This is a genomic window from Mesorhizobium sp. M7A.F.Ca.US.005.03.1.1 (assembly GCF_003997975.1).
Lineage (GTDB): Bacteria > Pseudomonadota > Alphaproteobacteria > Rhizobiales > Rhizobiaceae > Mesorhizobium > Mesorhizobium ciceri.
The window spans coordinates 1-26,257 of record NZ_RZRO01000091.1 but is presented as its reverse complement, the minus strand read 5'-3'; the positions used below and the strand labels follow the sequence as shown (position 1 = coordinate 26,257).

The following is a 26,257-nucleotide window of genomic DNA, read 5'->3' as shown; positions in this document are numbered from 1 at the left end:
GCATCCAAGGAACCTGAGCGGTCGGGGCTTGATCCCCGGCTGCTTCGGGTGGACGATGGCTCGCGTGACCGCGAACAATCCCGGCAGCAGACCGGAAAGGCGTGGACTGGCGTCGGCGTTTGGCTGAAGCCTACGGGGAGAAAACATGGCTCAAGCTCAGGAATTCGAGAAGGTTCTCTCGAGCAGCGACACCAGCGTTGCTGCTTTTGACGAGCACAAATCGGCCGTCAAGCGTATCCAGCATTTCTTGCATTCGACGCCGGCCGCGGTGCCGCTGATCGTCCTGGTTCTGGCGATCATCGTCTTCGGCATCACCATCGGTGGGCGTTTCTTTTCGTCCTACACGCTGACGCTTATCCTGCAGCAGATCGCCATCATCGGCATTCTGGGGGCTGCGCAGACATTGGTCATCCTGACCGCAGGCATCGACCTGTCGATTGGTGTGATCATGGTGATTTCAGCGGTGATCATGGGCAATTGCGCGGTCTCCTACGGCATGCCGAGCGCGCTCGCAGTGGCGATCGGGCTTGCCGCCGGCGCCGCCTGCGGGCTGCTCAACGGGGTGCTTGTCGCCTACATGAAGCTACCACCCTTCATCGTGACGCTTGGCACCTGGAACATCGTCATGGCCACGAACTTCATCTATTCGGCCAACGAGACGATCCGCGACACCGACGTCGATACCCAGGCGCCGCTGCTGCATCTCTTTGCCATCAGTTTCAAGGTCGGCACTGCGGTGCTGACGCTCGGCGTCATTGCCACGGTCCTGCTCGTGATGATCCTCTGGTACGTGCTCAATCACACGGCGTGGGGCCGCCATGTCTACGCCGTTGGCGATGACCAGGAGGCGGCGAAGCTGTCGGGCATCCAGACCAAGAAGGTGTTGATGACGGTCTACACCTTGGCCGGCCTGATCGCCGCTTTCGCGGCCTGGGTCTCCATCGGCCGCAACGGCTCGATCTCGCCGTCGGCTGCCGTCACCGACTACAATCTGCAGGCCATCACCGCGACGGTGATCGGCGGTATTTCCCTCTTCGGCGGACGCGGCTCCATCCTGGGCACGCTGTTCGGCGCGATGATCGTCGGCGTCGTTTCCATGGGCCTCAACATGCTGGGCGCCGATCCGCAATGGAAGGTGCTGCTCACCGGTGTGCTGATCATCGGCGCCGTGGCAGTCGACCAATGGATCAGAAAGGTGTCGGCATGACCATGACCCAGGAACCCATCCTCACCGCGCGTGGCCTGATCAAGCGCTATGGCCGTGTCACCGCCCTCGACAATGCCGACTTCGACCTTTATCCCGGCGAAATCCTCGCCGTCATCGGCGACAACGGCGCCGGCAAGTCGTCGCTCATCAAGGCGATTTCCGGCGCGGCCGTGCCCGACGAAGGCGAGATCCGGCTTGAAGGCAAACCCGTCGCCTTCAAATCGCCGATGGAGGCACGCGAAGCCGGCATCGAGACCGTCTACCAGAATCTGGCACTGTCGCCGGCGCTCTCGATCGCCGATAACATGTTCCTTGGCCGCGAGATCCGCAAACCGGGTTTTCTGGGCGATTGGCTGCGTATGCTCGACCGTCCGGCGATGGAAAAGCGCGCCCGCGACAAGCTTACCGAGCTTGGCCTGATGACCATCCAGAACATCAGCCAGGCTGTGGAAACGCTCTCGGGGGGCCAGAGGCAGGGCGTTGCGGTGGCGCGCGCGGCCGCCTTCGGCAGTCGTGTGGTGATCATGGACGAGCCGACGGCCGCCCTTGGCGTCAAGGAAAGCCGCCGCGTGCTCGAGTTGATCCTCGACGTCAAGAAGCGCGGCCTGCCGATCGTGCTGATCTCGCACAACATGCCGCATGTGTTCGAAGTGGCCGACCGCATTCACATCCACCGGCTCGGCCGTCGCCTCTGCGTCATCGATCCCAAGCAATATACGATGTCCGATGCCGTGGCCTTCATGACCGGAGCAAAGGTTCCGCCCGAGGCAGCGCTGGCGGCCTGATACATGTCGCCCAAGTGCTGGAGGGTTGGCGGCACGGCAAGCACGGAACAGGAATTTGAAGCGCGTCGCGCGACCGTCTTGGCGCGTCACACTTGCGAATTGCCAAATTGCCGCAGGGGGCATGCCGGTTCGGGCATGTTTAAATCGATTGAATATATAGCGGTATCAGCTAGCATGGGCTGGGAGGAGCGATGAAAGCCGGTATGATCATGGCAACCGCACGAGAGGCATCATGACGAGCGCGATGACATCCGAACCCCTTCCTCCACTGCTCGAAAATCCTGATCCCAAGACACTCGCACGTGAAGTCTTGGTGGCCCTCAAATACCGGGTCGGCAAGGATACCACCGTTGCGACCCAGTACGACTGGCTGACCGCCTCGATCAAGGTCGTGCGCGACCGGATCGTCGATCGCTGGATGCAGGCGACGAAGGAGGCGTACGATCAGAAGGAAAAACGCGTCTATTATCTGTCTCTGGAGTTCCTCATCGGCCGCTTGATGCGCGATGCCTTCTCCAATCTCGGCCTGATGGACAACATGCGCGAGGCCCTGTCGTCTCTGGGCGTCGATCTCGATCTCATCGCCGCACTCGAGCCGGATGCCGCACTTGGCAATGGCGGCCTCGGGCGGCTTGCGGCCTGCTTCATGGAAAGCATGGCGACCGTCGACATTCCCGCGCATGGCTACGGCATCCGCTATGCCAACGGCATGTTCCGCCAGGAGATTCACGACGGCTGGCAGGTCGAATTGCCTGAAACCTGGCTCGATCACGGAAACCCGTGGGAATTCGAACGCCGTGAGCGCTCGTTCGAGGTCGGTTTCGGCGGTTCGGTGGAATCGATCACCTCCAAGGACGGCCGCCTCGAACGCCATGTCTGGAAGCCGACCGAGCATGTGCTGGCCGTCGCCTATGATACGCCCGTCGTCGGCTGGCGGGCCAACCGCGTCAACACGCTGCGGCTCTGGTCGGGCATGCCGGTCGATCCGATCCTGCTCGACAAGTTCAATGCCGGCGACCACATCGGCGCGCTCGCCGAAAGCAACAAGGCCGATGCCTTGTCGCGCGTGCTCTATCCCGCCGATTCCCACAAGGCCGGGCAGGAACTGCGGCTTCGGCAGGAATATTTCTTCTCCACCGCATCGCTGCAGGACATCGTCCAGCGCCATCTCAGCCAATATGGCGACCTGAAGTCCTTGCCCGACAAGGCTGCGATCCACCTGAACGACACCCATCCGGCCATCGCTGTGCCGGAGTTGATGCGCCTGTTGATGGACGTCCACGGCATGGACTTCGATCAGGCCTGGGACATCACCCAGCGCACCTTCGGCTACACCAACCACACGCTGCTGCCCGAGGCACTGGAAAGCTGGCCGGTGCCGCTGTTCGAGCGGCTTTTGCCGCGCCACATGCAGATCGTCTATGCCATCAACGCTGAAGTGCTTCTGGAGGCGCGTGCGTCCAACCAGTTCTCGGACGAGCAGATCGGCCGCATCTCGCTGATCCAGGAAAATGGCGACCGCCGGGTGCGCATGGGCAATCTGGCCTTTGTCGGTTCGCACTCGATCAACGGCGTTTCGGCGCTTCACACCGACCTGATGAAGGAGACGGTGTTCGCCGATCTGCACAAGCTCTATCCCGATCGCATCAACAACAAGACCAACGGCATCACGCCGCGGCGCTGGCTGATCCAGTGTAATCCCGGGCTGACGTCGCTTGCCCGCGAGGCGATCGGCGACCGCTTTCTCGATGACATCGACGCCATCAAGGATCTCGACGGTTTCGCCGGCGATGCCGCCTTTCGCGACAAGTTCGCCGCCGTCAAGCGAGCCAACAAGGCGCGGCTGGCCAACCTCGTCGCCGACCGGCTCGGCATCAAGGTCGATCCCTCGGCGCTGTTCGATATCCAGATCAAGCGTATCCATGAATACAAGCGCCAGCTTCTGAATATCCTCGAGGCGATCGCCCTCTACGACCAGATCCGCTCGCATCCCGAGCGCGACTGGATGCCGCGCGTGAAATTCTTCGGCGGCAAGGCGGCGCCCAGCTACCACAATGCCAAGCTGATCATCAAACTCGCCAACGATGTCGCCAAGGTCATCAACCGCGATCCGGCCGTGCGGGGTCTGCTGAAGGTGGTGTTCGTGCCGAACTACAATGTCAGCCTTGCCGAGATCATGATGCCGGCCGCCGATCTGTCCGAACAGATCTCGACCGCCGGCATGGAAGCGTCGGGCACCGGCAACATGAAGTTCGCGTTGAACGGTGCGCTGACCATCGGCACGCTCGACGGCGCCAATGTCGAGATCAAGGAATGCGTCGGCGACGACAACATCTTCATCTTCGGCCTGACCACCGCCGAGGTCGCCGAGCGGCGCAACAACGGCTACGATCCGCGCGCCGTCATCGAAGGCTCGCCTGAGCTGGCGCAAGCGGTTGCGGCTGTTTCGTCAGGCGTCTTCTCGCCGGACGATCCGGAGCGTTACCGCGATCTCATCAACGGTCTCTACAACAGCGACTGGTTCATGGTTGCCGCCGATTTCGATGCCTATGCCGCCGCCCAGCGCGAGGTCGATGCGGTCTGGCGCAACAGTCCCGACTGGTACGCCCGGGCAATCCGCAACGTTGCGCGTGTCGGCTGGTTCTCCTCCGATCGCACGATCCGCCAATATGCGAAAGAAATCTGGAACGTGCCCGTCTGATGTGATTGCATGAGGCCGCAAACAATGTGGTCCCGGTGATGTGAATTGAATGTCGGATTCACATCACTAGAAACAAACACTTGGTGCCCGGGGAGGGACACTGCCTGATGAAGAAGCCGCGCGCGACCGCTGCGACAAGCGGGCCGGATGGACTGGCGCCAGCCGGCGATGTCGCGGCGATTGTTGCCGGCACGCACGGAGATCCCTTCGCCGTCCTTGGTGTCCATGAGGTCGGCAAGAGCCTGTATGCCCGGTGCTTTGTTCCGAATGCCGAATTCGTCACCGCCTACACGCTGACCGGCACCATCGCGGGTGAACTGTCCAGGCGCGACGATGGCGGCTTTTTCGAAGGCAAGCTCTCGATCAAGAAGCGGCAACCCCTGCGCTATCATGCCAGGAACGCCGGCGGCGACTGGTGGCTGACCGATCCCTATTCGTTCGGTCCGGTGCTGGGCCCGATGGACGATTACTACATCGCCCAAGGCTCGCATCTAAGGCTGTTCGACAAGCTCGGCGCCCATGTCATCGATCACGAAGGCGCCACCGGAGTGCATTTCGCCGTCTGGGCTCCCAATGCGCGGCGCGTCTCTGTGGTCGGCGACTTCAACGAGTGGGACGGCCGCCGGCACACCATGCGAGACCGCCGCGACACCGGTATCTGGGAACTGTTCGTACCCGACATCGGTGCCGGACGACCCTACAAATACGAGATCATCGGCCCCGATGGTGTGAGGCTGCCGCTGAAGGCCGACCCGTTCGCCTTCAAATCCGAACTGCGTCCGGCTACTGCTTCGGTCGTGGCGGTGCCGCCGGCGCACGAGTGGGGCGACGAGGCGCATCGCAATTTCTGGCGCAATGCCGATCACCGGCGAGAAGCCATCTCGATCTACGAGGTCCATGCCGGCTCCTGGCAGCTTCGCGACGACGGAACGTTCCTGTCATGGGACGAGTTGGCCGACCGGCTGATCCCCTATGTGGTCGAGACCGGTTTCACCCACATCGAATTCATGCCGATCTCTGAACATCCCTACGACCCGTCCTGGGGCTACCAGACGACCGGCCTTTACGCGCCGTCGGCCCGCTTTGGCGACCCGGACGGCTTTGCCCGTTTCGTCGATGGCGCCCACCGCGCCGGCGTCGGCGTCATCCTCGACTGGGTGCCGGCACATTTCCCGGTCGACGCGCATGGCCTGGCCAATTTCGATGGCACCGCGCTCTATGAACATGCCGATCCGCGCAAGGGTTTTCATCCCGACTGGAACACCGCGATCTACAATTTCGGCCGCCGCGAGGTGGTGTCGTTCCTGGTCAACAATGCGCTGTTCTGGGCCGAGAAATACCATGTCGACGGTTTGCGCGTCGACGCGGTCGCCTCGATGCTCTACCTCGACTATTCACGCAAGGCCGGCGAATGGATCCCCAACGAGAAGGGCGGCCGCGAGAATCTCGAGGCGGTCAGCTTCCTGCAGAAGATGAACAAGGAGGTCTACGGCCATCATCCGGGCGTCATGACCATAGCCGAGGAATCGACCTCATGGCCGAAGGTCTCGGCACCGGTGCATGAAGGCGGCCTCGGCTTCGGCTTCAAGTGGAATATGGGCTTCATGCACGACACGCTGGAGTATTTCTCCAAGGAGCCGATCTTCCGAAAGCACCACCACAACGACCTCACCTTCGGCCTGACCTACGCCTTCTCGGAGAATTTCGTGCTGCCGCTCTCGCATGACGAGGTTGTGCACGGCAAAGGCACGTTGCTTGGCAAGATGGCCGGCGACGACTGGCAGAAGTTTGCGACGCTACGCGCCTACTACGCTTTCATGTGGGGCTATCCCGGCAAGAAGCTGCTTTTCATGGGGCAGGAGTTCGCGCAGCGCCGCGAATGGAGCGAGGCGCGCGCGCTCGACTGGAACCTGCTTGAATTCCGGCCGCATCGCGGCGTCTGGCAGACGGTGCGCGATCTCAACTATCTCTACCGTTCGCGCCCGGCACTGCATGGCCGTGATTGTGAGCCGGAAGGGTTTTCCTGGCTGATCGTCGACGACAGCCAGAATTCGGTTTTTGCCTGGCTTCGCAGTGCGCCGGGCGGCAGCCCAGTGGCCGTCATTTCCAATTTCACGCCGGTGCCGCGCGATAATTATCGCGTGCCGTTGCCGACATCAGGCAAATGGCGCGAGATCATCAACACCGACGCTTCTGAATATGGCGGTTCCGGCAAGGGCAATGGCGGCATGGTCGAGGCGCGGGCGGAGGAAGGAAGCATCGCCGCGACGATGCTCTTGCCGCCGCTGTCCACGATCATGCTCGAGCTCGTCGCCGACTGAACCCATCGACACTGAGTAACATGTCGAGATCGAGTAACTTGGGAGGGTAGAAATGGCAGACTTGAAACGGACCCAGCCGCTGGCGCGCGATGCCATGGCCTATGTATTGGCCGGCGGCCGTGGCAGCCGCCTCAAGGAACTGACCGACCGGCGTGCCAAGCCGGCCGTCTATTTCGGCGGCAAGACGCGCATCATCGACTTCGCGCTCTCCAACGCGCTTAACTCCGGCATTCGACGCCTCGGCGTTGCCACCCAGTACAAGGCGCATTCGCTGATCCGTCATCTGCAGCGCGGCTGGAACTTCCTGCGCCCCGAGCGAAACGAAAGCTTCGACATCCTGCCGGCCAGCCAGCGCGTCTCGGAAACGCAGTGGTATGAGGGCACGGCTGACGCCGTCTATCAGAACATCGACATCATCGAGGCCTACGGACCCGAATACATGGTCATCCTGGCTGGCGACCACATCTACAAGATGGACTACGAGATGATGCTTCGCCAGCACGTCGACGCCAATGCCGACGTCACCGTTGGCTGCCTCGAAGTGCCGCGCATTGAAGCCACCGGCTTCGGCGTCATGCATGTCGATGGCAAGGACAACATCATCGCCTTCGTCGAAAAGCCCGCCGATCCGCCCGGCATTCCCGATAAGCCGGAGTTTGCCTTGGCCTCGATGGGCATTTACGTCTTCAAGACCAAGTTTCTGATGGAGCAGTTGCGCCGCGATGCGGCCGAGCCGGGCTCGAGCCGCGACTTCGGCAAGGACATCATCCCCTATATCGTCCAGCACGGTAAGGCGATCGCGCACCGCTTCGCCAAGTCCTGCGTCCGTTCGACCGCTGAGAACGAGGCCTACTGGCGCGATGTCGGAACGGTCGACGCCTATTGGGAAGCCAATATCGACCTGACCGATATCACGCCGGAGCTCGACCTCTACGACCGCGACTGGCCGATCTGGACCTATGCCGAATTGAAGCCGCCGGCAAAGTTCGTGCATGACGAGGATGGCCGCCGCGGTTCGGCCGTGTCTTCGCTGGTTTCGGGCGATTGCATCGTCTCGGGGGCTTCGCTGAAAAAAAGCCTGATCTTCACCGGCGCGCGCATCAATTCCTATTCGACGCTCGAAGAAGTCGTCATGCTGCCCGACGTTCATGTCGGCCGGAACGCAAAGTTGAAGCGCGTGGTCATCGACCATGGTGTTAGGATACCGGAAGGGCTGGTGGTCGGCGAAGATCCTATTCTCGACGCCAAGCGCTTCCGCGTTTCCGAAAAGGGCATCTGCCTGGTCACCCAGGACATGATCGACAAGCTGGGGCTCTGACGCATGCAGGTTCTGTCGGTCACGCCGGAAATTTTCCCGCTCATCAAGACCGGTGGGCTTGCCGACGTGACCGGCGCGCTGCCAATTGCCTTGGCGGCCAAGGGCGTGACCGTGCGCACGCTCATGCCCGGCTTTCCGACCGTCATGGCCGCCTTCAAGAAAAAGCGGGCGGTTCTGCAATACCCCTTGCTGCAGGGCGGCAAGGCCTCTGTCCATTCCGTCCAACTCGCCGGGCTCGAACTGTTCGTGCTCGATGCGCCGCATCTGTTCGACCGTCCCGGCGGCCCCTATGGCAATGCGACTGGCGTCGACTGGCCAGACAATTGGCGGCGTTTCGCGGCGTTGAGCCAGGTCGGCGGCGACATTGCCGGCGGCGCCATCTCGGGCTACCAGCCCGACATCGTGCACGCCCATGACTGGCAGTCGGCGATGACGCTGGCCTATATGCGCTATGGCAAGGCGGTCGGCGTGCCTTCGATGATGACCGTCCACAACCTCGCCTTCCAGGGCCAGTTCGGCGCCGGCATTTTCGGCGAGCTTGGCTTGCCGGCGGCGGCGATGGCGCTCGACGGCGTCGAATATTATGGTGGTGTCGGCTTCCTCAAGGCGGGCCTGCAGGCCGCCTGGGCGATCACCACGGTCAGTCCGACCTACGCGCAGGAAATCCGCTCGCCCGAATTCGGCATGGGCCTCGACGGCCTCATCAACATGCGCTCCAGCGATCTCCATGGCATCGTCAACGGCATCGACACCGGCATCTGGGATCCGGAAACCGACAAGCATCTGGTGTCCAACTACACGGCCAGCACGCTGAAGGCGCGCGCACCCAACAGGGCTGCCGTGGAGGACCGCTTCAGCCTTGAGCGCGATGACAGCCCGATCGTCTGCGTGGTCAGCCGCCTGACCTGGCAAAAGGGCATGGACATATTGGCGCTGGTGGTCGACGGCATTGTCGCGACGGGTGCGCGGCTCGCCATCCTGGGATCGGGCGATGCCGGTCTCGAAGGCGCGCTGCTTGCCGCCGCCGCCAGGCATCGCGGCCGCATCGGCGTCGTCGTCGGCTACGACGAGGGGCTGTCGCACATCATGCAGGGCGGCTGCGACGCCATCGTCATTCCCTCGCGCTTCGAACCGTGCGGGCTGACGCAGCTTTACGGCCTGCGCTATGGCTGCGTGCCGGTAGTCGCGCGCACCGGCGGCCTCGCCGACACGGTCATCGACGCCAATGAGGCTGCCGTCTCTGCCGGCGTCGCCACCGGCTTCCAGTTCGCGCCCAACAATGGCGGCGCCTTGCTGCACGCTATCCGCCGCCTCGTCGACGCCCATGCCAGTCCGACGGTCTGGGAATCACTGCAGCGCCAGGGCATGAAAGCCGATGTGTCGTGGGACAAGAGCGCGGAAAAATACGTCGAACTCTATCGTTCGCTGCTTTCGAAAAGGGTTGCCTGAAGCATGATACGGACCGTTCCCACCAAGCCTTATTCCGACCAGAAGCCCGGCACGTCGGGCCTGCGCAAGAAGGTGCCTGTCTTTCAGCAGGAGCACTATGCCGAGAATTTCATCCAGTCGATCTTCGACGCGCTCGACGGTTTCAAGGGCAAGACCCTGGTGATCGGTGGCGACGGCCGCTTCTACAACCGCGAGGTCATCCAGAAGGCCATCGCCATCGCAGCCGCCAACGGCTTCGGCAAGGTGATGGTCGGGCAGGGCGGCATCCTGTCGACGCCAGCCGCTTCGCATGTCATCCGCAAATACAAGACCTTTGGCGGCATCATCCTGTCGGCCAGCCACAATCCGGGCGGCCCGCATGAGGATTTCGGCATCAAGTACAATGCCGGCAATGGCGGCCCGGCGCCGGAAAAGCTCACCGACGCGATCTTCGAAAAGACCAAGGCGATTTCGAGCTTCAAGATCGCCGATATCGATCCGATCGACATCGACACAACAGGAACGGTCAAGGCCGCCGGCATGACGGTCGAGATCATCGATCCGGTCGTGGACTATGCCGCGCTGATGGAAAGCCTGTTCGATTTCGACGCCCTGCGCAAACTCTTCAAGTCCGGCTTCCGCATGCGCTTCGACGCCATGCACGCGGTGACCGGTCCCTACGCCAAGGAGATCCTGGAAAACCGGCTTGGCGCGCCCAATGGCACCTGCCGCAATTTCAAGCCGCTGCCGGATTTCGGCGGCCACCATCCGGACCCGAACCTTGTCCACGCCAAACACCTCTATGACGAGATGATGGGACCGGACGCGCCGGATTTCGGCGCCGCCTCGGATGGGGATGGTGACCGCAATCTGATCATCGGCAAGGGCATTTTCGTCACCCCGTCGGATTCGGTCGCCATGCTCGCCGCCAATGCGCGTCTGGCGCCCGGCTACAAGGCCGGTTTGAAAGGCATTGCCCGCTCGATGCCGACCAGTGGCGCGGCCGATCGCGTCGCTGAAAAACTCGGCGTCGGCATCTATGAGACGCCGACCGGCTGGAAATTCTTCGGCAATCTGCTCGATGCCGACATGGCGACGATCTGCGGCGAGGAGAGTGCCGGCACCGGCTCCAACCATGTCCGCGAAAAGGACGGCCTGTGGGCGGTGCTTTTGTGGCTCAACATCCTTGCCGCGCGTGGCGAAAGCTGCAAGCAGATCGTCACCGAGCACTGGGCGACCTACGGTCGCAACTACTATTCGCGGCACGATTATGAAGAGGTCGAGAGCGACCGCGCCAACGCGCTGGTCGACGAACTGCGTGCCAAGCTCGGCTCGCTGCCTGGCACCAGCGTGCGCGGCCTGAAAATCGCCAGCGCCGACGATTTTGCCTATCACGATCCGGTCGACGGTTCGATCAGCGAGCATCAGGGCATCAGGGTTCTGTTCGAAGGTGGTTCGCGGGTCGTCTTTCGGCTGTCCGGCACCGGCACGTCGGGCGCGACGTTGCGCGTCTACATCGAGCGCTACGAGCCGGACAAGTCTCGGCACGATCTCGACACCCAGGCCGCCCTTGCCGATCTGATTGCCGCGGCTGACGATATTGCCGGGATTCACAGCCATACCGGCCGCCCCAAGCCGAGCGTGATCACTTGAGAGTGGCTGCGCGCGTTTCACCTTCTCCCCTTGTGGGAGAAGGTGGTCGAGCGAAGCTCGGTCGGATGAGGGGTGCTCCAGCTTGGCGCAAACCGATGTCCAGATCACCAACGCCGCGTTCCTTCCAACACCCCTCATCCGTCTCGGCGCTGCGCGCCGATCCACCTTCTCCCGCCAGGGGAGAAGGTGAGGCGCGGGCATGACCCAGCTCGGCGCCACAGTCACCCGCGAAGGCATCCGCTTTGCCGCCTGGTCGCAGGCCGCCCGTCGGCTTTGGGTCTCGATCTTCGACGAGCAGGGCATGCGGGAAATCGAACGGCTCGAACTGCAGCGGGAAGGCGAGGGCGTCCACGCGCTGTTCGTTGCAGGTCTTGGCTCCGGAACCCGCTACGGTTTCCGCGCCGACGGGGACTATGCGCCGGAGCATGGACTGTGGTTCGACCCCGACAAATTGCTGACCGATCCCTACGCCGTCGAGATTGACAGGCCTTATGCCTACGACTGGCGGCTGGCCGATCGCCGGGGCGAGGGGGGCGATACCGCGTCGCTGATGCCGAAGGCGATCGCGGCTGCGCTACCGAAGCCTGTGCAGGCTGCGCCGCCGCTTTTCCGCGCCGGCGGCCTGGTCTACGAAATTCCGGTGCGCGCCTTCACCATGCTGCATTCGGACGTTCCCGAAAAATTGCGCGGAACAGTCGCCGCACTTGCTCAACCGGCGATCGTCGAGCACCTGAAAAAACTCGGCGTTGGCGCGGTCGAACTGATGCCGGTGACCGCGTCGATCGACGAACGGCATCTGCCGCCGCTCGGGCTGCGCAACGCCTGGGGCTACAATCCCGTGACGTTCATGGCCCTCGATCCGCGCCTTGCGCCGGGCGGCATCATGGAACTGCGAAACACGGTCGCTGTGCTGCGCCAGGCTGGTATCGGCGTCATCCTCGACCTCGTCTTCAACCACACCGGCGAGAGCGACAGGCTTGGTCCCACGCTGTCGCTGCGCGGCTTCGACAACCAGGCCTACTACCGGCACACACCTGATGGCAGGCTGGCCAACGACACCGGTACCGGCAACACAGTCGCTTGCGACCATCCTGTGGTCCAGGAGATGGTCCTCGACACGCTTCGCCATTTCGTCAGGGATGCCGGTGTCGATGGCTTCCGCTTCGACCTCGCTCCCATTCTGGGGCGGGTCGAGGGCACATTCGATGCCGAGGCGCCGCTGCTGAGAGCGATGCGCGATGACGCACTGCTGGCCGATCGCGTGTTGATCGCCGAGCCGTGGGACATCGGCCCCGACGGCTATCAGCTCGGCAATTTTCCAGCGCCCTTCCTCGAATGGAACGACAAGTATCGCGACGATGTCAGACGGTTCTGGCGTGGCGAGGCCGGCATGGTCGGCGCCCTGGCGACCCGGCTCGCCGGTTCGTCAGATGTGTTTGCCGCGAACGGGCAAGGCGCCAGCCGCAGTGTCAATTTCATCGCCGCCCATGACGGCATGACGCTCGCCGACATCGTGCGCTACGAGCGCAAGCACAACGAAGCCAATGGCGAGCAGAACCGCGACGGCCACAATGAAAACCTGTCCTGGAACAACGGCGTGGAAGGTGATGCGGACAACCCGGCCGTGGCAGCGGCTCGCCAGAACGACCAGCGCGCTCTGCTCGCCGCGCTGTTTGCCTCGCGCGGCACCATCATGCTGACCGCGGGCGACGAATTCGGCCGCACCCAGCAAGGCAACAACAACGCCTATGCCCAAGACAACGAGATCACCTGGCTCGACTGGGCCGGCCGCGACCAGGCGCTGGAGCGCTACACAGCGGCACTCTCGAGGCTGCGCCGATCGATGCCGGCGCTTTCCGACACAAGCTTCCTCACTGGCCAGCCGCCGGCAGGTTCGGAGATACCGGACGTCGCATGGCTTGCTGAGACGGGCGCGCCGCTCGATGAACAGAGCTGGCAGGATCCGCAGCGGCACCGTCTTGTCATGGTCCTGAGTGGCGCCAGCGATGACGGCCGCCGTCTTGCGGTGCTTATCAACGGCGATCGCCGGGCCTGCATGTTCACCTTGCCTGAACGAGACGGATTCTTCTGGGCCCCAGATATCGAAGCGCCGGATGCGGCGGATATCTCGCGGCCAATATCCGGGCGGACGATGATCTTCATGATCGAACGAGCGCAGGCCGGCACAAGGGAGAAGCGCAATGGCGGCGAGTGACAAGAAGGGATGGTGGCGCGGTTGCGTCATCTACCAGATCTATCCGCGCTCCTTCCAGGACACGACCGGCGATGGCAGCGGCGATCTCGCCGGTATCACATCGAGGCTCGCCCATGTCGCCTCGCTCGGTGTCGACGCCATCTGGCTGTCGCCTTTCTTCAAGTCGCCGATGGCCGATATGGGCTACGACGTGTCGGACTACTGCGATGTCGATCCGATGTTCGGCACGCTCGAGGATTTCGATGCGCTGGTCGCCGAGGCGCATCGTCTCGGCCTGAAGATCATCATCGACCAGGTGCTGTCGCATTCATCCGACAAGCACGACTGGTTTGTCGAAAGCCGCGCCAGCCGCGATAACCCCAAGGCCGACTGGTATGTCTGGGCCGATACCAAGCCAGATGGCGGCGCGCCAAACAACTGGCTCTCCGTCTTCGGTGGCCCGGCCTGGGAATGGGATTCGACCCGCCGGCAGTATTACATGCACAATTTCCTCCCCTCGCAGCCCGATCTGAATTTCCACAATCCGGAGGTTCAGGACGCGCTTCTGGAAACCGTGCGCTTCTGGCTGGAGCGCGGCGTCGACGGTTTTCGGCTCGATACGGTCAATTACTATGTCCACGACCGCTGGCTGCGCAGCAATCCACCCTTGGCATCAAGCGTCGCCGGCACCAACAGCGAGACCAACACCTACCTTTACCAGGAGCACCTGTTCGACAAGACGCAGCCGGAAAACCTGGCGTTCCTGCGCCGCTTCAGGGCGCTGCTCGACGAATATGACGACCGTGCTGCCGTCGGCGAGATCGGCGATGAAGGCCGCTCGCTGCAGACGCTCGCCGCCTATACCTCAGGCGGCGACAAGCTGCATATGTGTTACACCTTCGACCTGCTCGGTCCGCAGTTCTCGGCCGCGCATGTGCGTGGCTGCGTCGAAGCCTTCGAGGCGGCCGTCTCCGACGGCTGGGTCTGCTGGGCCTTCTCCAACCATGACGTGGCGCGCCATGTCAGCCGCTGGACAAGGCCGGACAGCGAGCCCGACGCGGTCGCAAGATTCTCGATCATGCTGCTCGCCTGCCTGCGCGGCTCGATCTGCCTCTATGAGGGCGAGGAACTCGGGCTGGAGGAGGCGGAGCTGGCCTATGAAGATCTGCGCGATCCCGTCGGCATCCGCTTCTGGCCAGGCGTCAAGGGCAGGGATGGGTGCCGCACGCCGATGGTGTGGGAGGCCGGCGCCGACAATGCAGGCTTCTCCACGGCCAGGCCCTGGCTGCCGATACCGGCCAGCCATCGCGCTCGCGCCGTCGACGTCCAGAATGCCGACACGGTCTCTGTGCTCGCGTCCTACCGGGCTGCGCTGGCCTTGCGCGGGGAGCATGAGGCGCTGATATCCGGCTCGATCCGCTTTCTCGACGCCGAGGGTGACCTGCTCGCTTTCATCCGCGACGGCGGCGGTGAAAGACTGCTCTGTGTCTTCAATTTCGCCGGAGGACCGGCCAATTGGCCGTTGCCGGGGGACATCCGAGCGGTTGCGCAGCTGGATGGCAATGCCGCGGTCGTCGAGACTGAGCTTTTGCTGCCAGCGCTCGGAGCCTTTTTGGGCAGGCTCGACTGATATCCCGCGACGTTACTGCACCAGCACGGCACGTCCGCATGTCGCGCCGGTGACCCGGACATCGGCCACGCCGAGATGCACGCCGAGCGTATCGAGCAGGCTGTAAAGCAATGTGTCGACTGGTGCGGTCACGGTTTTCAACAAAGCCAGCACCGGCTGCTTCACGACGCCGAGTATGGCGGTTAGGTCAAGCCCGATGATGCCAAGCGAACCGACGTAGAGCGACAGATCGTTGACAAGTGACGCGGTCAGCGTCTGGGTCAGGTCCCGTGTTGGCGTCGCCTTTATGATCTTGGCAGCGATCTCGGTTTTATTGAAGACCAGGTTGGTCGGGTTGACGTTGGTGACGTCGGCCCCAGCCGAACCCTTCACCTGTAGCAGCGGGATTTTTAGCAGCAGCAGATTGAGGCTGGCATCCGCGATGTTGGCGTCGGAGAACGATTGTTCGTTGCTGAAATCGGCAAAGGCAGTGGGGTTGCTATCGGTATCGCTGGCCGCAAGTTTCAGCGCGGCGACGCCAGGCTTCGCGGCAATGGTAACCTTCAGGCTGTCGGGGCCGGTCGGGCAGCTGATGTCGGTCAGCTTGGCCTCGGCATAGGCCACTTCGACATTCAGTGGCAACCTGACCGACAGCAGGCTGATGCCGCCGCTCAGGTTCGGATTACTGCCGACCCCAAGGGTGAACAGCAGCTTGATGCGCGTTTGCGCGGTGCGCACCACGGTGCCGGCTTCTCCAACCGCCAGCCATGGCGAGGATTGCGGCGGTTCGCCGATGGCGATGGCGAGCGTGGTCGACAGCACCCCGGGAATGGTGGCGCCGAGGGCGACGTCGACCTGTTTTGAACCGTTTGCCAGTCCGGCGGCGGCCGTCAGCATTCCCAAGGCGCTGGCGTCGACGCCGAGGCCGGCGGGCCTTTGCCCAAGGCCCAATTTGCCGACGGAGCCGAGATCGACCAGATGACTGAGCGGGATCTGGACCGTGCTGGTCGACTTGGACGCGATCGTCTGCAGGGCGACTTTGGCCGTGTTGCCAAGCCCGGGCACATTGGCCATGGCCGTGGCGATCTGGCCGACGGTCGCCTTCGATGCCAGCACATCCGAATACGACACGCCGGTCAGGTTCAGCTGTGTGGCAAGACCGTCCACGAAGGAGAGCACGCTCACATCCGCGGAGATCAGCGCGTTGTAGTCCATGACGCTGAGCGAGATGTTGCTGCCGAGAAGCCCGCCGAGAAGCGCGTTGAGGATACCGCCATCGAGGCTGGCGAGCCTCGATCCGACCGAGAATGTCGCCTGTGGCGTCATGCTGGCGGTGGCTTGGGTGCCGATGACGGGAGTGGGGATCAGGGAACTCGCGAAATAGCGGGCGGGGATCTTCTTCAGGGTGACACGGACGGCATTGTAGGGGGTTATGCTGGCCTGGAAACGCTGGCCCACATTGGCCCCGGATGCCACATATCGCCCGGGCGTGACCGTCACGACGGTTTTGCCGACCGCCGGCTCGATCGTCTGTCCCGAGCTTTGAACGACAACCCCTGGCATGCCGTTGTCGGTCAGCGTGGTAACGACCGCTGTATTGACATTGGTCATGTTCGAGGCGGCGGTGATCGCCGCCAGATCCACCATTGCCTGCGCTTCGCGGCGCTCGGTGTAGATCGAGGCTTCGTCGATGGCCACTGCGGCCAGCGCCAGCGCCACCGGCGCGCTCAATGCCGCCATGACGGTGAAGTTCGCTTTCCTGTCACTCAGCATCAACCGGGCAAGCCGACCGATCCCATTGCACGCATGCAGCAGCATTCAAATGCCCCCGACCCTGATCGTTGACTGGCGCCTGATCGTGGTCCCGGGCATGGCTATGCCCGGGAAAAGGTTCCAGATCGGCAGGTTGCGGGCGTCGTATTGGATGGACACCACGAACTGGCTTCCATCGGCCGAGCTGTCGTTGGCCTGGTAGGTCAACTTGCTGACATCCACGAAGGGATATCCGCCGGCATTGTTGGTGACGAAGCTGGCTACGAGCGTTTGACGTTCGGTTTGGTTCAACCCGGCAATTGCCGTGCGGGCGGCATCCGCTGCGATCTGCTGGATCGAGTTGGCGGCGCCGAAGTATATACCGTACGCAACCATTCCGAGTAGAAGAAGAATGAAAATCGGTGAAAGCAAGGCAAACTCAACCGCAGAGGTACCGCGCTCTTCTTGAAATTTCCGCATTAGTTGACGGATTTTGGGCAATTTACTTGCTCCGTTACTCATAGCCGCCGCGCGTCTGAAGCTCGAACCGTATAGAAGGTATTCGTAATGTAACCTCAGGTTGCTTAAGAACGCATTAAGACATTCCGGCAAACTGGCATGGCTCCCGATTCGCGGTGAAAAGTAGCGTCGAGGTGAAGAAACCAAGTCAAGCTTTTGGTTTCGGCTGGTGTTTCAGCGGCCACACCATAGCTTTCGTCCGCCTTACTTTGGGTGACCCAGAGAGTCTGTTGAAATAAAAATTCTCCGCGTTAGTGTCTGGGCACGAGCCGCAGGACGGGAACCAGCGGCGCGCTCAAAGGGGTCAGATATCGGCTCCAGGGCGTCAACACTTAATAGGCGCGCCAACGGCAGCGCCGACAGGGAGAACTTCATGCTGAAAAACATGCTGAAGGCGACTGTGTTCGCCACGACGATGACGCTGGCCGCCGGGACGTTCTACGCGCAGGCCTTTGCCGAGACCGTCTATAACAGGGGCACCGCCGCTGAATCGGAGTCGGTCGATCCGCACAAGACCTCCACGGTTTACGAAGCCAATGTCCTGCGCGACCTGTTCCAGGGCTTGGTCATGCAGGACCAGAAGGCCAATCTCATTCCTGGTGCCGCCGAGAGCTGGACGGTTTCGGACGACGGAACCGTCTATACGTTCAAGCTGCGCAAGGACGGCATGTGGTCGGATGGCAGCCCGGTTACGGCGGACGATTTCGTCTATGCCTTCCACCGGCTGGAGGATCCGGCGACCGGCGCCGAATATGCCTCGATGCTGTATCCGGTAAAGGGTGCGGAGGACGTCAACACCAAGAAGGGCAAGCCTGAGGACATGGGCGTCAAGGCGATTGACGCAAATACCCTGGAGGTCACGCTGAAGGCGCCGACGCCCTACTTCCTGGAGATGCTGACCCACCAGGCGACCTATCCGGTGAGCAAGGCCTCCATCGAAAAGCTCGGCGCCGATTGGATCAAGCCCGGCAATCTCGTTTCGAACGGCGCCTATACGCTGGCCGAATGGGTTCCCAACGATCATATGAAGCTGGTCAAGAACCCGAAATTCTGGGATGCGGCGACCGTCAAGTTCGACGTCGTCAACTACATCCCGACCGAGGACCGCTCTTCGGCGATGAAGCGCTTCGAGGCAGGCGAACTGGACAGCTACGACGACCTTCCGACTGAACAGCTCGCCGATCTCAAGACCAAGTTTGGCGACCAGATCCACGTCGGACCGTATCTCGGCACCTATTATTATGCGATCAAGACCGACAAGGCGCCGTGGGATAATGTAGAGCTGCGCAATGCCATCTCGATGGCGATCGACCGCGACTTCCTCGCCGAAAAAGTCTGGCAGAACTCGATGCTGCCCGGCTATTCAATGGTGCCTCCCGGCATCGAAGGCTACACGCCGGCAATGGCCAAATATGCGGACATGCCGCAGATCGACCGCGAGGATGCGGCCAAGAAGATCCTCGAGAAACTCGGCTATACGCCCGAAAAGCCGCTGAAGATGGAAATCCGCTATAACACGTCGGAAAACCACAAGAACACTGCGGTGGCGATCCAGGAACAGCTGAAGCCGCTTGGCGTCGACGTCACGCTGCTCAACACCGACACCAAGACCCACTACTCCTTCCTCGAGCAGAAGGGCAACTATGATCTGGCACGTGCCGCCTGGATCGCCGACTACAAGGATCCGGAAACCTTCCTCGGCATCTCGCGCAAAGCCAGCGGCAACAATTATTCGGACTACAACAGCCCGGCCTATGAAGCGGCCATGGACAAGGCCGCCGCCGCCGGCGGCAACCCCGAACAGCGCATGAAGGAACTGGCCGACGCCGAACGCATCCTGGTCGACGACGTCGGCCAGATACCGCTCCTCTATTACAGCTACCACGATATCGTCTCCTCGAAGCTGCATGGCTTCGTCGACAACGTGATGGACGTGCATCCGTCGCGCTTCGTCAGCAAGGACTAACCCTGGCCAAGCCACCGCGCCCTCCAGGCGCGGTGGCGATGGTTTGCCATCGCATCGGCCCGGGTACCGGAATTCGATTTCGGCAATGCCGGTGCGAAGATTTGAAAGCTGGAGCGCGGCCGTCCAACTGGACGCGCGCGGCTCTGGATCAAGCGGGGCACCGATGCTGCGATACGTATTACGGCGGCTTCTGACCGCCATTCCAACGCTGTTCGTCATCGTGACAATGGCGTTTTTCCTGATGCGCGTCGCGCCGGGCGGTCCATTCAACCAGGAGCGGGGGCTCAGTCCCGAGATCAGGGCCAATCTCGAAGCCCAGTTCGGCCTCAACGACCCGCTCTGGCTACAATTCGTCCACTATCTCGGCAATCTGTTGCGCGGCAATTTCGGCCCGAGCTACAACATGCCGGATTTCACCGTCACCGAACTGTTCGCCAAGGGGCTGCCGATTTCGGTTCAGCTCGGCGCCTCGGCGCTCGTCCTGGCGCTGCTGCTCGGTTCCGTGCTCGGCACCATTGCGGCGCTCAATCAGAACAAGCTTGGCGACTATACGGTGATCGCGCTGGCGACGGCCGGCAGCACCATCCCAACCTTCGTCATCGCGCCGGTGATCCAACTCCTGTTCGGGCTGACCTGGAGGCTGCTGCCGATCGGTGGGTGGGGCGATGGCGCTTTCATCAACAAGGTCGGTCCGGTGCTGACGCTCGCCCTGCCGCAGATCGCCATCGTCGCCCGGCTGATGCGTGGCTCGATGATCGAATCCTTGCGGTCCCACCACATCCGCACGGCGCGCGCGCTGGGCCTGTCCGACTGGTCGGTGGTGGTCAAGCATGCTTTGCGCGGCGCCATCCTGCCGATCGTCTCCTTCACCGGTCCGGCGGCGGCGGCACTGCTGACCGGCTCGGTCATCGTCGAGACGATCTTCTCCATCCCAGGCGTCGGCCGCTATTTCGTCGATGCCGCGCTCAATCGTGACTACACGCTGGTGATGGGAACGGTGGTGGTGATCGCCATCTTTACCATTGTCTTCAACCTGTTCGTCGACGTCATGTACGCGGTCGTCGATCCGAGAGTGCGCTATGACTGACATCGCGGCCACAGTCGCCCCCACCGTCATCGGCCGTTCGCTCTGGGGGGATGCCTGGGCGCGGCTCAAGGCCAATCGCGCCGCCATGTTCAGCCTGTATTACCTTGCCCTGATCGGGGTCGTCAGCGTGTTCGGGCCATGGTTCGTGCCGCATCAATACACCACCATTTATGCCGACTATGTGCGCATGCCGCCAAGCCTGTCAGCTTATCCGAAGGCCGACATGATCGAGACGGCGCTCACCGAAGCGATCAAGCGCATGCGGGTCGACATCAAGGAATGGCGGCAGGAAGGCAACCAGGTCTTCGTCACCGTCAAGTCGACCAGGCCGATCGACGATCGCAACATCCGCTATCTTGACCGATCCGATGCCTTTGACGACACCAAGATCGAGAGCAAGTCGCCGGACGGTCTCGAAGTGACGATGAGCGCCTCGATCAAGCAGCAATATTTCCTGTTCGGCACCGACAACACCGGACGGGACCTGTTGTCGCGCACGCTGATGGCCGGGCGTATATCGCTGGCCATCGGCCTGCTCGCGGGCGTCGTGGCGGTGGTCATCGGCGTGGTCTACGGGGCCGCTGCCGGTTTTGCCGGAGGCAAGGTCGACGAGGTGATGATGCGCATCGTCGACGTGCTCTATTCCTTGCCCTTCATCTTCTTCGTCATCATGCTGGTGGTGTTCTTCGGCCGCAACTTCGTGCTGATGTTCCTGGCCGTCGGCGCCGTGCTGTGGCTCGACATGGCGCGCATCGTGCGCGGCCAGGCACTGTCGATCCGCCGCCAGGAATATGTCCAGGCGGCGGAAGCCATGGGCGTCGGCCAGCGCGGCATCCTGCTGCGCCACGTCATCCCCAACCTGCTCGGCCCGGTGGTCATCTACATGACGCTGCTGGTGCCGCAGGTGATCATCCTGGAAAGCTTCCTATCGTTTCTCGGCCTCGGCGTGCAGGAGCCGATGACCAGCTGGGGCGTTCTGATCTCGGTCGGCGCCAAGAACATCGGCACCGCCAACTGGCTGCTCCTGTTCCCCGCCTTCTTCCTCGTCTCGACGCTGTTTGCGCTGAACTTCGTCGGCGACGGCCTGCGCGACGCACTCGACCCGAGGGATCGCTAAGATGGGGATCGCTAAGATGCGGATCGATAAAGAGGGGGACCGCTGAGATGGCTGCTTCCGAAACGATCCTCAGCGTCAAGGATTTGCGTGTCCGCTTCCGCACGCTCGACGGCGCCGTCGAGGCGGTCAAGGGCATAAACATCCATGTCAAATCGGGCGAGACCGTTGCCGTGGTCGGCGAATCCGGCTCCGGCAAAAGCCAGACGATGATGGCGGCGATGAGCCTGCTGGCGTCGAATGGCGAAGCGACAGGCAGCGTCGACTATCGTGGCCGCAATCTTCTAACGCTCAGCAAATCCGAGCTCAACAAGGTCCGTGGCCGCAAGATCAGCATGATCTTCCAGGAGCCGATGACTTCGCTCGATCCGCTCTATTCGATCGGCAACCAGTTGATCGAACCGATCCGCCGGCATCGGGGTCTGAATGTCGCCGAGGCGCGTGAAGAGGCGCTCAAACTGCTGCGGCTGGTGCATATTCCCGATCCCGAGCGGCGGATGAAATCCTATCCGCACGAAATGTCGGGTGGCCAGCGCCAGCGTGTGATGATCGCGATGGCGCTCGCCAACGACCCTGACATATTGATCGCCGACGAGCCGACGACGGCGCTCGATGTGACCATACAGGCGCAGATCCTGATGCTTCTGGCCGAATTGCAGCGCAAGCTCGGCATGGCGATCGTCTTCATCACCCACGATCTTGGCATCGTCCGCCGCTTTGCCGATCGGGTCTATGTCATGCGCCAGGGCGAGGTTGTCGAGGAGGGGGAGGCGGAGGCCATCTTCGTCAACCCACAGCATGCCTACACGAAAATGCTGCTGGCGGCCGAGCCGACCGGCAGCAAGGCGCCGCCGCCCGCCAACGCCCCAGTGCTGCTCGAAGGCAGGAATGTCGAAGTGACGTTCAGGATCGGCGGCGGGTTTCTTGCTGGCGAACCGCTGATGCTGCGTGCAGTCGATCACATCTCGATCCGGCTGCAGCGCAACCAGACCATCGGCATCGTTGGTGAATCCGGCTCGGGCAAGTCGACGCTTGGCCGCGCCTTGCTGCGGCTGTTGCCGAGTGACGGGCTCATCCGTTTCGGCGATCGCGACATTTCCCAAGCCGACAGGCAGGCGATGCGGCCGCTGCGGCGCCAGATGCAGCTCGTCTTCCAGGACCCGTTCGGCTCGTTGTCGCCGCGCATGACTGTCGGCCAGGTCATCACCGAAGGACTTCTGGTGCATGAGCCTGACCTTTCGGGCAAGCAGCGTGATCAACGCGCGGTCGAGGCATTGCGCGAGGTCGGCCTCGACCCCAACGCCCGCAACCGCTACCCGCACGAATTCTCCGGCGGTCAGCGGCAGCGCATCGCCATTGCCCGCGCCATGATCCTGAAGCCCAGGCTGGTGGTGTTGGATGAGCCGACTTCGGCGCTCGATCGCTCTGTGCAGAAACAGATCGTCGAACTGCTGCGCAAGCTGCAGGCGGACCACGAATTGTCCTATCTCTTCATCAGCCACGATCTGTCGGTCGTGCGCGCCATGGCCGACTACATCATCGTCATGAAACAGGGCAAGATCGTCGAGGAAGGGCCGACCGAGGCGATCTTCAGCAATCCGCAGCACGCCTACACACAGACGCTGATGGCCGCCGCGATCGACGTGACGCGATTTCGCCTGAGCGCCTGAACCGGGCTCTGCACCGAGGCGTTGGCTGTCCGCTCAATTCGCGGTCCTCGGGCACTTGCGCGCTCGCACGGCGGCAATGGCATCCTGTTGCTGCTTAAGCCGGTCGATCCTGGCTGTTTCACGGTTGGCTACCGCGGTCTTCACGCGTGAGCCGCCGAGCAGCCAGCGTGGAACATTGGTGTTGGCGACCTTGCCGCGCGTGATTGCCGTTTGCGAGATGTCACGGGCGACGTCTCCCATCGCACTGTTGAGGTCGGTGCACGTCATTGAATCGTATTTCGCTGGATCGACGGTTCTGCCGAGCGATGAACAGCCAGCGACGAGAACCAGCGTCATCACAAGAATCAAGGGCGGGGCTGTGGTTGAATTCAAATTCATGTCGCACTCGGCCCGCCGTTTCACTCATTCCATCAGGTTAATCGACCCTAGAGCCGACGGGCCTTTTCGTCAAAATATGCGGCCGCGAAGGAACCTGCCACAGGGCTCGGCCATGCGGTCGACAGCAGGAACATCCCCAGTCTGAATTGCTATTTGCCGGGTGTGGAGTTCAATCGCTGGCAAACGGAGAGTGCCGGTTCCGGCGACGTCGAGGCGGCTTTCCTAAGCTGCTTCGGCCACCAACGTCGACGAGGGACCGCCGAGCACTGTCTGAGCGATCTCGGCGTCATTTTCATCGACATGCGCCGTCACCAGGACGACGCCCTCGGCCACGTCCTGATCATCCGCCTTCATGGCGCGCAGGGCGAATGTTCCAAACAGACCGCCGGCAACGCCGCCACAGACCGCGCCAGCCACCGCTGTTGGCAATACGCTCGCAGCAACAGGATTGATGCCAACTGCCGCAACGGCGCTCAGACATGCCAACCCGCCGGCAGCAGCGCCCAGTACCGATCCCAAAGCGGAAACCCAAACAGATCCTGCCCCGTCATTGTAAGGCCCGATGATCGCGATCTGTACGCGAGGAATTCCGGCCGCCACCAGGTTGCTAGCGACCCGCGTCGCATCGGCGTGGGAATCAAAAAGTCTGCTAATCGTCGGCATGGTCGCTTAACGCTTCGGGCTGTTCAGCAGCGTGTCGGTGAGGAATGACGCGGCAATCAGGTCGTCAACCTCGATTCGGCCCTCGCCGCCCTCCATGATGGCCGCGACCTTCTGGAAGGTCTTCATCTCGTCTTCGGTAATCTGGGCTTGCTGCATCCTGGCCTTGATCTCTGTTACTCGCGTGCTCAGGGCATCGGATCGTTTGGTCTCACGGTTCGACATGCTGCTGCTCTTGGTTTCATCGATCATTTTTGCCCGCCACCCCGAATTTGGGGCAAGCGCATGCGTTTCCAACCTGGACTTCGGTCGGGCAGGGGTCAGACCTAAGTCTGGCTAGGGGCAATTGTCTTGCCGACGGTGCTGCCAAAAGCATGATCAAAGGGCCTCTCGTGGCCCGATTCCTTCAAGAATCGGGCCGGAGATCTGTGGTCAGTACCCGTCGTTCTCGATCACCACGGGATGGTGCCGATGGTGGTGGCGATGGGTGGAGACGGAACCTGTCACGACAACGGTATCGCGGTGATGATGCCGGCGCCCATGGTCGTAGAACGCCACAGTACCATGGCGGCGGTGGTGTAAGCGCTGACCGTCTTCGTTGATGATCTTGACGCTGCCGTGATGTCGATGATGGGTTCTAACAACCACATCGGCTTCGGCTGCCGAAGCCACGACGGGCAGTCCAATGGAAAGCGCCAACGCGCACATGATCATTGTTTTCATTGCAATTTCTCCGTTTTCTTAATTAGCCCTTCATTGGATTAACTGCCCCTGATCGCTTTGGTTCCGGTGGTCCGGCATCGGCCCGAACGTTCACTGTCACCGCCGGATCTGGTCAACGACGGAACATTAGACGTGCCTGATGGTTTTATTTCTCGCAGCCGGGATCACGATTTGGTGTCTGCTGCGGATCAGTCGGCAAAGACTGGTCGGCCCGCGTTCTCCGCCAGAGGCGCGGGCTTCCCCCAGGCAACAGGAGAGAGATCATGAACAATATCATTTGGCTCGTTGGAGCTGTGGTCATCGTGATAGCGATCTTGAGCTTTTTTGGCCTCCGCTAGCCGGACGCGCGTACCAGTTGAGATGTTTTCCGGAATCTGTTCGCGAGCGCACGCACGAAGGCATCAGGCGGCCGGTTGAGACCGTCTGGTTGCTGTCCAGTGCAACAGGCATCGCTGTCGGCCGGCGGGGAGACGCGAGTAATCTCGCTTGAGGGGCAGGTGGAGCGCCGAAGTCGGGATGCGCTAACTCTTTGTTTTTTCTGGTCGGAGTGGCAGGATTTGAACCTGCGACCCCCTCGTCCCGAACGAGGTGCGCTACCAGGCTGCGCTACACTCCGTGACCAGACCGCGGGCTTATAGCCGCCACACTTCGTTCCTGCAAGCGGCATGGCAGCACTTCTGTCGCATTTCATCGGCTTTCGTCGAGCATAGCCCGAAAGGCTCGGATTCCCTCCTGGGATAAACGTGGCTTAAAGCCTTCTGTGCTAAGCCGCAGTCCTCGACAACTCGTAATTTCCGCCACTCGGAGTTTTCCAGTCTTGTCCTTCAGCATCGTTGGCGACGCCCGGCCCAACAGTTTCGAGTTCGAAACCGAAGCGCTGATCAAGCCATCCGGCTTTCGAGAATATGATGCGCGCTGGTGGTTTGGCCATCCCGGCTCCGCGCAACTGCCGGAGCTCAATCTGATTGGCGTCCAGGCGCTCGGAATGGGGCTTGGCACGCTGATCCGCCGTGTCGGTGCCGGTCCCGATATCGTCACCGGGCACGATTTCCGCTCCTATTCGCTTGGCATCAAGCTGGCGCTGGTGTCCGGTTTGATGGCTGCAGGCGCTCGGGTGAGGGACATCGGACTGGCGTTGTCGCCGATGGCCTATTTCGCCCAGTTCGCACTGG

The 26,257-nt window shown here is 62.1% G+C and carries 19 protein-coding genes, 1 tRNA gene and 1 pseudogene; 14 read left to right on the top strand and 7 right to left on the bottom strand.

Annotated elements, in window-relative coordinates; translation table 11 throughout:
- The first annotated feature begins 145 nt into the window (after positions 1-145).
- The 9 genes from EN990_RS27785 (at position 146) to EN990_RS27745 (ending at position 15,237) form a co-directional block, all read left to right on the top strand.
- Positions 146-1,207, top strand: coding sequence for an ABC transporter permease (locus tag EN990_RS27785; RefSeq protein WP_013532703.1), 1,062 nt, complete (start codon positions 146-148; stop codon positions 1,205-1,207).
- Positions 1,208-1,209: 2 nt separating this feature from the next.
- Positions 1,210-1,992, top strand: coding sequence for an ATP-binding cassette domain-containing protein (locus EN990_RS27780; RefSeq protein ID WP_023760533.1), 783 nt, complete (start codon positions 1,210-1,212; stop codon positions 1,990-1,992).
- A 232-nt stretch (positions 1,993-2,224) separates the two neighbouring features.
- Positions 2,225-4,693: a glycogen/starch/alpha-glucan phosphorylase gene (locus EN990_RS27775; protein ID WP_024503694.1), complete on the top strand. Its 2,469-nt coding sequence runs from the start codon at positions 2,225-2,227 to the stop codon at positions 4,691-4,693.
- A 107-nt stretch (positions 4,694-4,800) separates the two neighbouring features.
- Entirely contained in the window at positions 4,801-7,014 is a 2,214-nt protein-coding gene (gene glgB / locus EN990_RS27770) for a 1,4-alpha-glucan branching protein GlgB (RefSeq protein ID WP_063171712.1), read from the top strand.
- Between the two features lie 52 nt (positions 7,015-7,066).
- A complete protein-coding gene (gene glgC, locus EN990_RS27765) occupies positions 7,067-8,332 on the top strand; it encodes a glucose-1-phosphate adenylyltransferase (RefSeq protein WP_127385087.1) in 1,266 nt (421 codons plus the stop codon).
- Positions 8,333-8,335: 3 nt separating this feature from the next.
- Positions 8,336-9,781, top strand: coding sequence for a glycogen synthase GlgA (gene glgA, locus EN990_RS27760; RefSeq protein WP_127369650.1), 1,446 nt, complete (start codon positions 8,336-8,338; stop codon positions 9,779-9,781).
- 3 nt (positions 9,782-9,784) lie between these two features.
- Positions 9,785-11,413 (top strand): alpha-D-glucose phosphate-specific phosphoglucomutase, encoded by a 1,629-nt coding sequence (locus EN990_RS27755; RefSeq protein WP_013532697.1) that lies wholly within the window; start codon positions 9,785-9,787, stop codon positions 11,411-11,413.
- 199 nt (positions 11,414-11,612) lie between these two features.
- Complete coding sequence (gene glgX / locus EN990_RS27750) at positions 11,613-13,628, top strand: glycogen debranching protein GlgX (RefSeq protein ID WP_127385086.1); 2,016 nt, start codon at positions 11,613-11,615, stop codon at positions 13,626-13,628.
- Positions 13,615-15,237, top strand: coding sequence for an alpha-glucosidase family protein (locus EN990_RS27745; RefSeq protein WP_127385085.1), 1,623 nt, complete (start codon positions 13,615-13,617; stop codon positions 15,235-15,237). Before glgX ends, EN990_RS27745 begins: the two co-directional genes overlap by 14 nt.
- A gap of 12 nt (positions 15,238-15,249) precedes the next feature.
- Here EN990_RS27745 and EN990_RS27740 read toward each other — a convergent pair whose 3' ends face one another.
- Positions 15,250-17,034, bottom strand: a complete 1,785-nt coding sequence (locus EN990_RS27740) for a TadG family pilus assembly protein (RefSeq protein WP_127385084.1) — start codon at positions 17,032-17,034, stop codon at positions 15,250-15,252.
- Entirely contained in the window at positions 17,035-17,448 is a 414-nt protein-coding gene (locus EN990_RS27735) for a TadE/TadG family type IV pilus assembly protein (RefSeq protein ID WP_174564973.1), read from the bottom strand. It abuts the gene before it with no gap.
- A gap of 412 nt (positions 17,449-17,860) precedes the next feature.
- Between EN990_RS27735 and EN990_RS27730 the strand changes: the two genes are divergently transcribed.
- The 4 genes from EN990_RS27730 (at position 17,861) to EN990_RS27715 (ending at position 23,324) form a co-directional block, all read left to right on the top strand.
- Entirely contained in the window at positions 17,861-19,453 is a 1,593-nt protein-coding gene (locus EN990_RS27730; RefSeq protein WP_127368549.1) for a peptide ABC transporter substrate-binding protein, read from the top strand.
- A gap of 163 nt (positions 19,454-19,616) precedes the next feature.
- Positions 19,617-20,540: an ABC transporter permease subunit gene (locus EN990_RS27725; RefSeq protein WP_127368550.1), complete on the top strand. Its 924-nt coding sequence runs from the start codon at positions 19,617-19,619 to the stop codon at positions 20,538-20,540.
- Positions 20,533-21,657 carry an ABC transporter permease subunit gene (locus tag EN990_RS27720; RefSeq protein WP_013532690.1) on the top strand — a complete coding sequence of 375 codons (1,125 nt, stop codon included), beginning with the start codon at positions 20,533-20,535 and terminating at the stop codon, positions 21,655-21,657. The genes EN990_RS27725 and EN990_RS27720 overlap by 8 nt, the downstream gene beginning before the upstream one ends.
- A gap of 47 nt (positions 21,658-21,704) precedes the next feature.
- The gene (locus EN990_RS27715) at positions 21,705-23,324 is read left to right on the top strand and encodes an ABC transporter ATP-binding protein (RefSeq protein WP_013532689.1); all 1,620 of its coding nucleotides are present in this window, start codon (positions 21,705-21,707) and stop codon (positions 23,322-23,324) included.
- A gap of 33 nt (positions 23,325-23,357) precedes the next feature.
- Here the strand turns inward: EN990_RS27715 and EN990_RS27710 are convergent, their stop codons facing one another.
- From EN990_RS27710 to EN990_RS27690, 5 genes are all read right to left on the bottom strand, one after another.
- Positions 23,358-23,702: a hypothetical protein gene (locus EN990_RS27710; RefSeq protein WP_127368552.1), complete on the bottom strand. Its 345-nt coding sequence runs from the start codon at positions 23,700-23,702 to the stop codon at positions 23,358-23,360.
- Positions 23,703-23,924: 222 nt separating this feature from the next.
- Positions 23,925-24,365 carry a hypothetical protein gene (locus tag EN990_RS36330; protein ID WP_245460921.1) on the bottom strand — a complete coding sequence of 147 codons (441 nt, stop codon included), beginning with the start codon at positions 24,363-24,365 and terminating at the stop codon, positions 23,925-23,927.
- Between the two features lie 6 nt (positions 24,366-24,371).
- The gene (locus EN990_RS27700) at positions 24,372-24,587 is read right to left on the bottom strand and encodes a hypothetical protein (RefSeq protein ID WP_024503705.1); all 216 of its coding nucleotides are present in this window, start codon (positions 24,585-24,587) and stop codon (positions 24,372-24,374) included.
- Positions 24,588-24,794: 207 nt separating this feature from the next.
- Positions 24,795-25,085 carry a hypothetical protein gene (locus tag EN990_RS27695; RefSeq protein WP_024503706.1) on the bottom strand — a complete coding sequence of 97 codons (291 nt, stop codon included), beginning with the start codon at positions 25,083-25,085 and terminating at the stop codon, positions 24,795-24,797.
- A 539-nt stretch (positions 25,086-25,624) separates the two neighbouring features.
- Positions 25,625-25,701, bottom strand: a tRNA-Pro gene (locus EN990_RS27690).
- A gap of 201 nt (positions 25,702-25,902) precedes the next feature.
- On the opposite strand from EN990_RS27690, the pseudogene EN990_RS27685 reads away from it, so the two are divergent.
- A pseudogene (locus EN990_RS27685) lies at positions 25,903-26,257 on the top strand (phosphomannomutase/phosphoglucomutase); the annotation flags it as partial.

What these genes read in the sequence shown, in the direction of transcription:
- EN990_RS27785 (WP_013532703.1), top strand. Translation starts at nt 146, where the DNA reads ATGGCTCAAGCTCAGGAATTCGAGAAGGTTCTCTCGAGCAGCGACACC.
- EN990_RS27780 (WP_023760533.1), top strand. Translation starts at nt 1,210, where the DNA reads ATGACCCAGGAACCCATCCTCACCGCGCGTGGCCTGATCAAGCGCTAT.
- EN990_RS27775 (WP_024503694.1), top strand. Translation starts at nt 2,225, where the DNA reads ATGACGAGCGCGATGACATCCGAACCCCTTCCTCCACTGCTCGAAAAT.
- glgB (WP_063171712.1), top strand. Translation starts at nt 4,801, where the DNA reads ATGAAGAAGCCGCGCGCGACCGCTGCGACAAGCGGGCCGGATGGACTG.
- glgC (WP_127385087.1), top strand. Translation starts at nt 7,067, where the DNA reads ATGGCAGACTTGAAACGGACCCAGCCGCTGGCGCGCGATGCCATGGCC.
- glgA (WP_127369650.1), top strand. Translation starts at nt 8,336, where the DNA reads ATGCAGGTTCTGTCGGTCACGCCGGAAATTTTCCCGCTCATCAAGACC.
- EN990_RS27755 (WP_013532697.1), top strand. Translation starts at nt 9,785, where the DNA reads ATGATACGGACCGTTCCCACCAAGCCTTATTCCGACCAGAAGCCCGGC.
- glgX (WP_127385086.1), top strand. Translation starts at nt 11,613, where the DNA reads ATGACCCAGCTCGGCGCCACAGTCACCCGCGAAGGCATCCGCTTTGCC.
- EN990_RS27745 (WP_127385085.1), top strand. Translation starts at nt 13,615, where the DNA reads ATGGCGGCGAGTGACAAGAAGGGATGGTGGCGCGGTTGCGTCATCTAC.
- EN990_RS27740 (WP_127385084.1), bottom strand. Translation starts at nt 17,034, where the DNA reads ATGCTGCTGCATGCGTGCAATGGGATCGGTCGGCTTGCCCGGTTGATG.
- EN990_RS27735 (WP_174564973.1), bottom strand. Translation starts at nt 17,448, where the DNA reads ATGCGGAAATTTCAAGAAGAGCGCGGTACCTCTGCGGTTGAGTTTGCC.
- EN990_RS27730 (WP_127368549.1), top strand. Translation starts at nt 17,861, where the DNA reads ATGCTGAAAAACATGCTGAAGGCGACTGTGTTCGCCACGACGATGACG.
- EN990_RS27725 (WP_127368550.1), top strand. Translation starts at nt 19,617, where the DNA reads ATGCTGCGATACGTATTACGGCGGCTTCTGACCGCCATTCCAACGCTG.
- EN990_RS27720 (WP_013532690.1), top strand. Translation starts at nt 20,533, where the DNA reads ATGACTGACATCGCGGCCACAGTCGCCCCCACCGTCATCGGCCGTTCG.
- EN990_RS27715 (WP_013532689.1), top strand. Translation starts at nt 21,705, where the DNA reads ATGGCTGCTTCCGAAACGATCCTCAGCGTCAAGGATTTGCGTGTCCGC.
- EN990_RS27710 (WP_127368552.1), bottom strand. Translation starts at nt 23,702, where the DNA reads ATGAATTTGAATTCAACCACAGCCCCGCCCTTGATTCTTGTGATGACG.
- EN990_RS36330 (WP_245460921.1), bottom strand. Translation starts at nt 24,365, where the DNA reads ATGCCGACGATTAGCAGACTTTTTGATTCCCACGCCGATGCGACGCGG.
- EN990_RS27700 (WP_024503705.1), bottom strand. Translation starts at nt 24,587, where the DNA reads ATGTCGAACCGTGAGACCAAACGATCCGATGCCCTGAGCACGCGAGTA.
- EN990_RS27695 (WP_024503706.1), bottom strand. Translation starts at nt 25,085, where the DNA reads ATGAAAACAATGATCATGTGCGCGTTGGCGCTTTCCATTGGACTGCCC.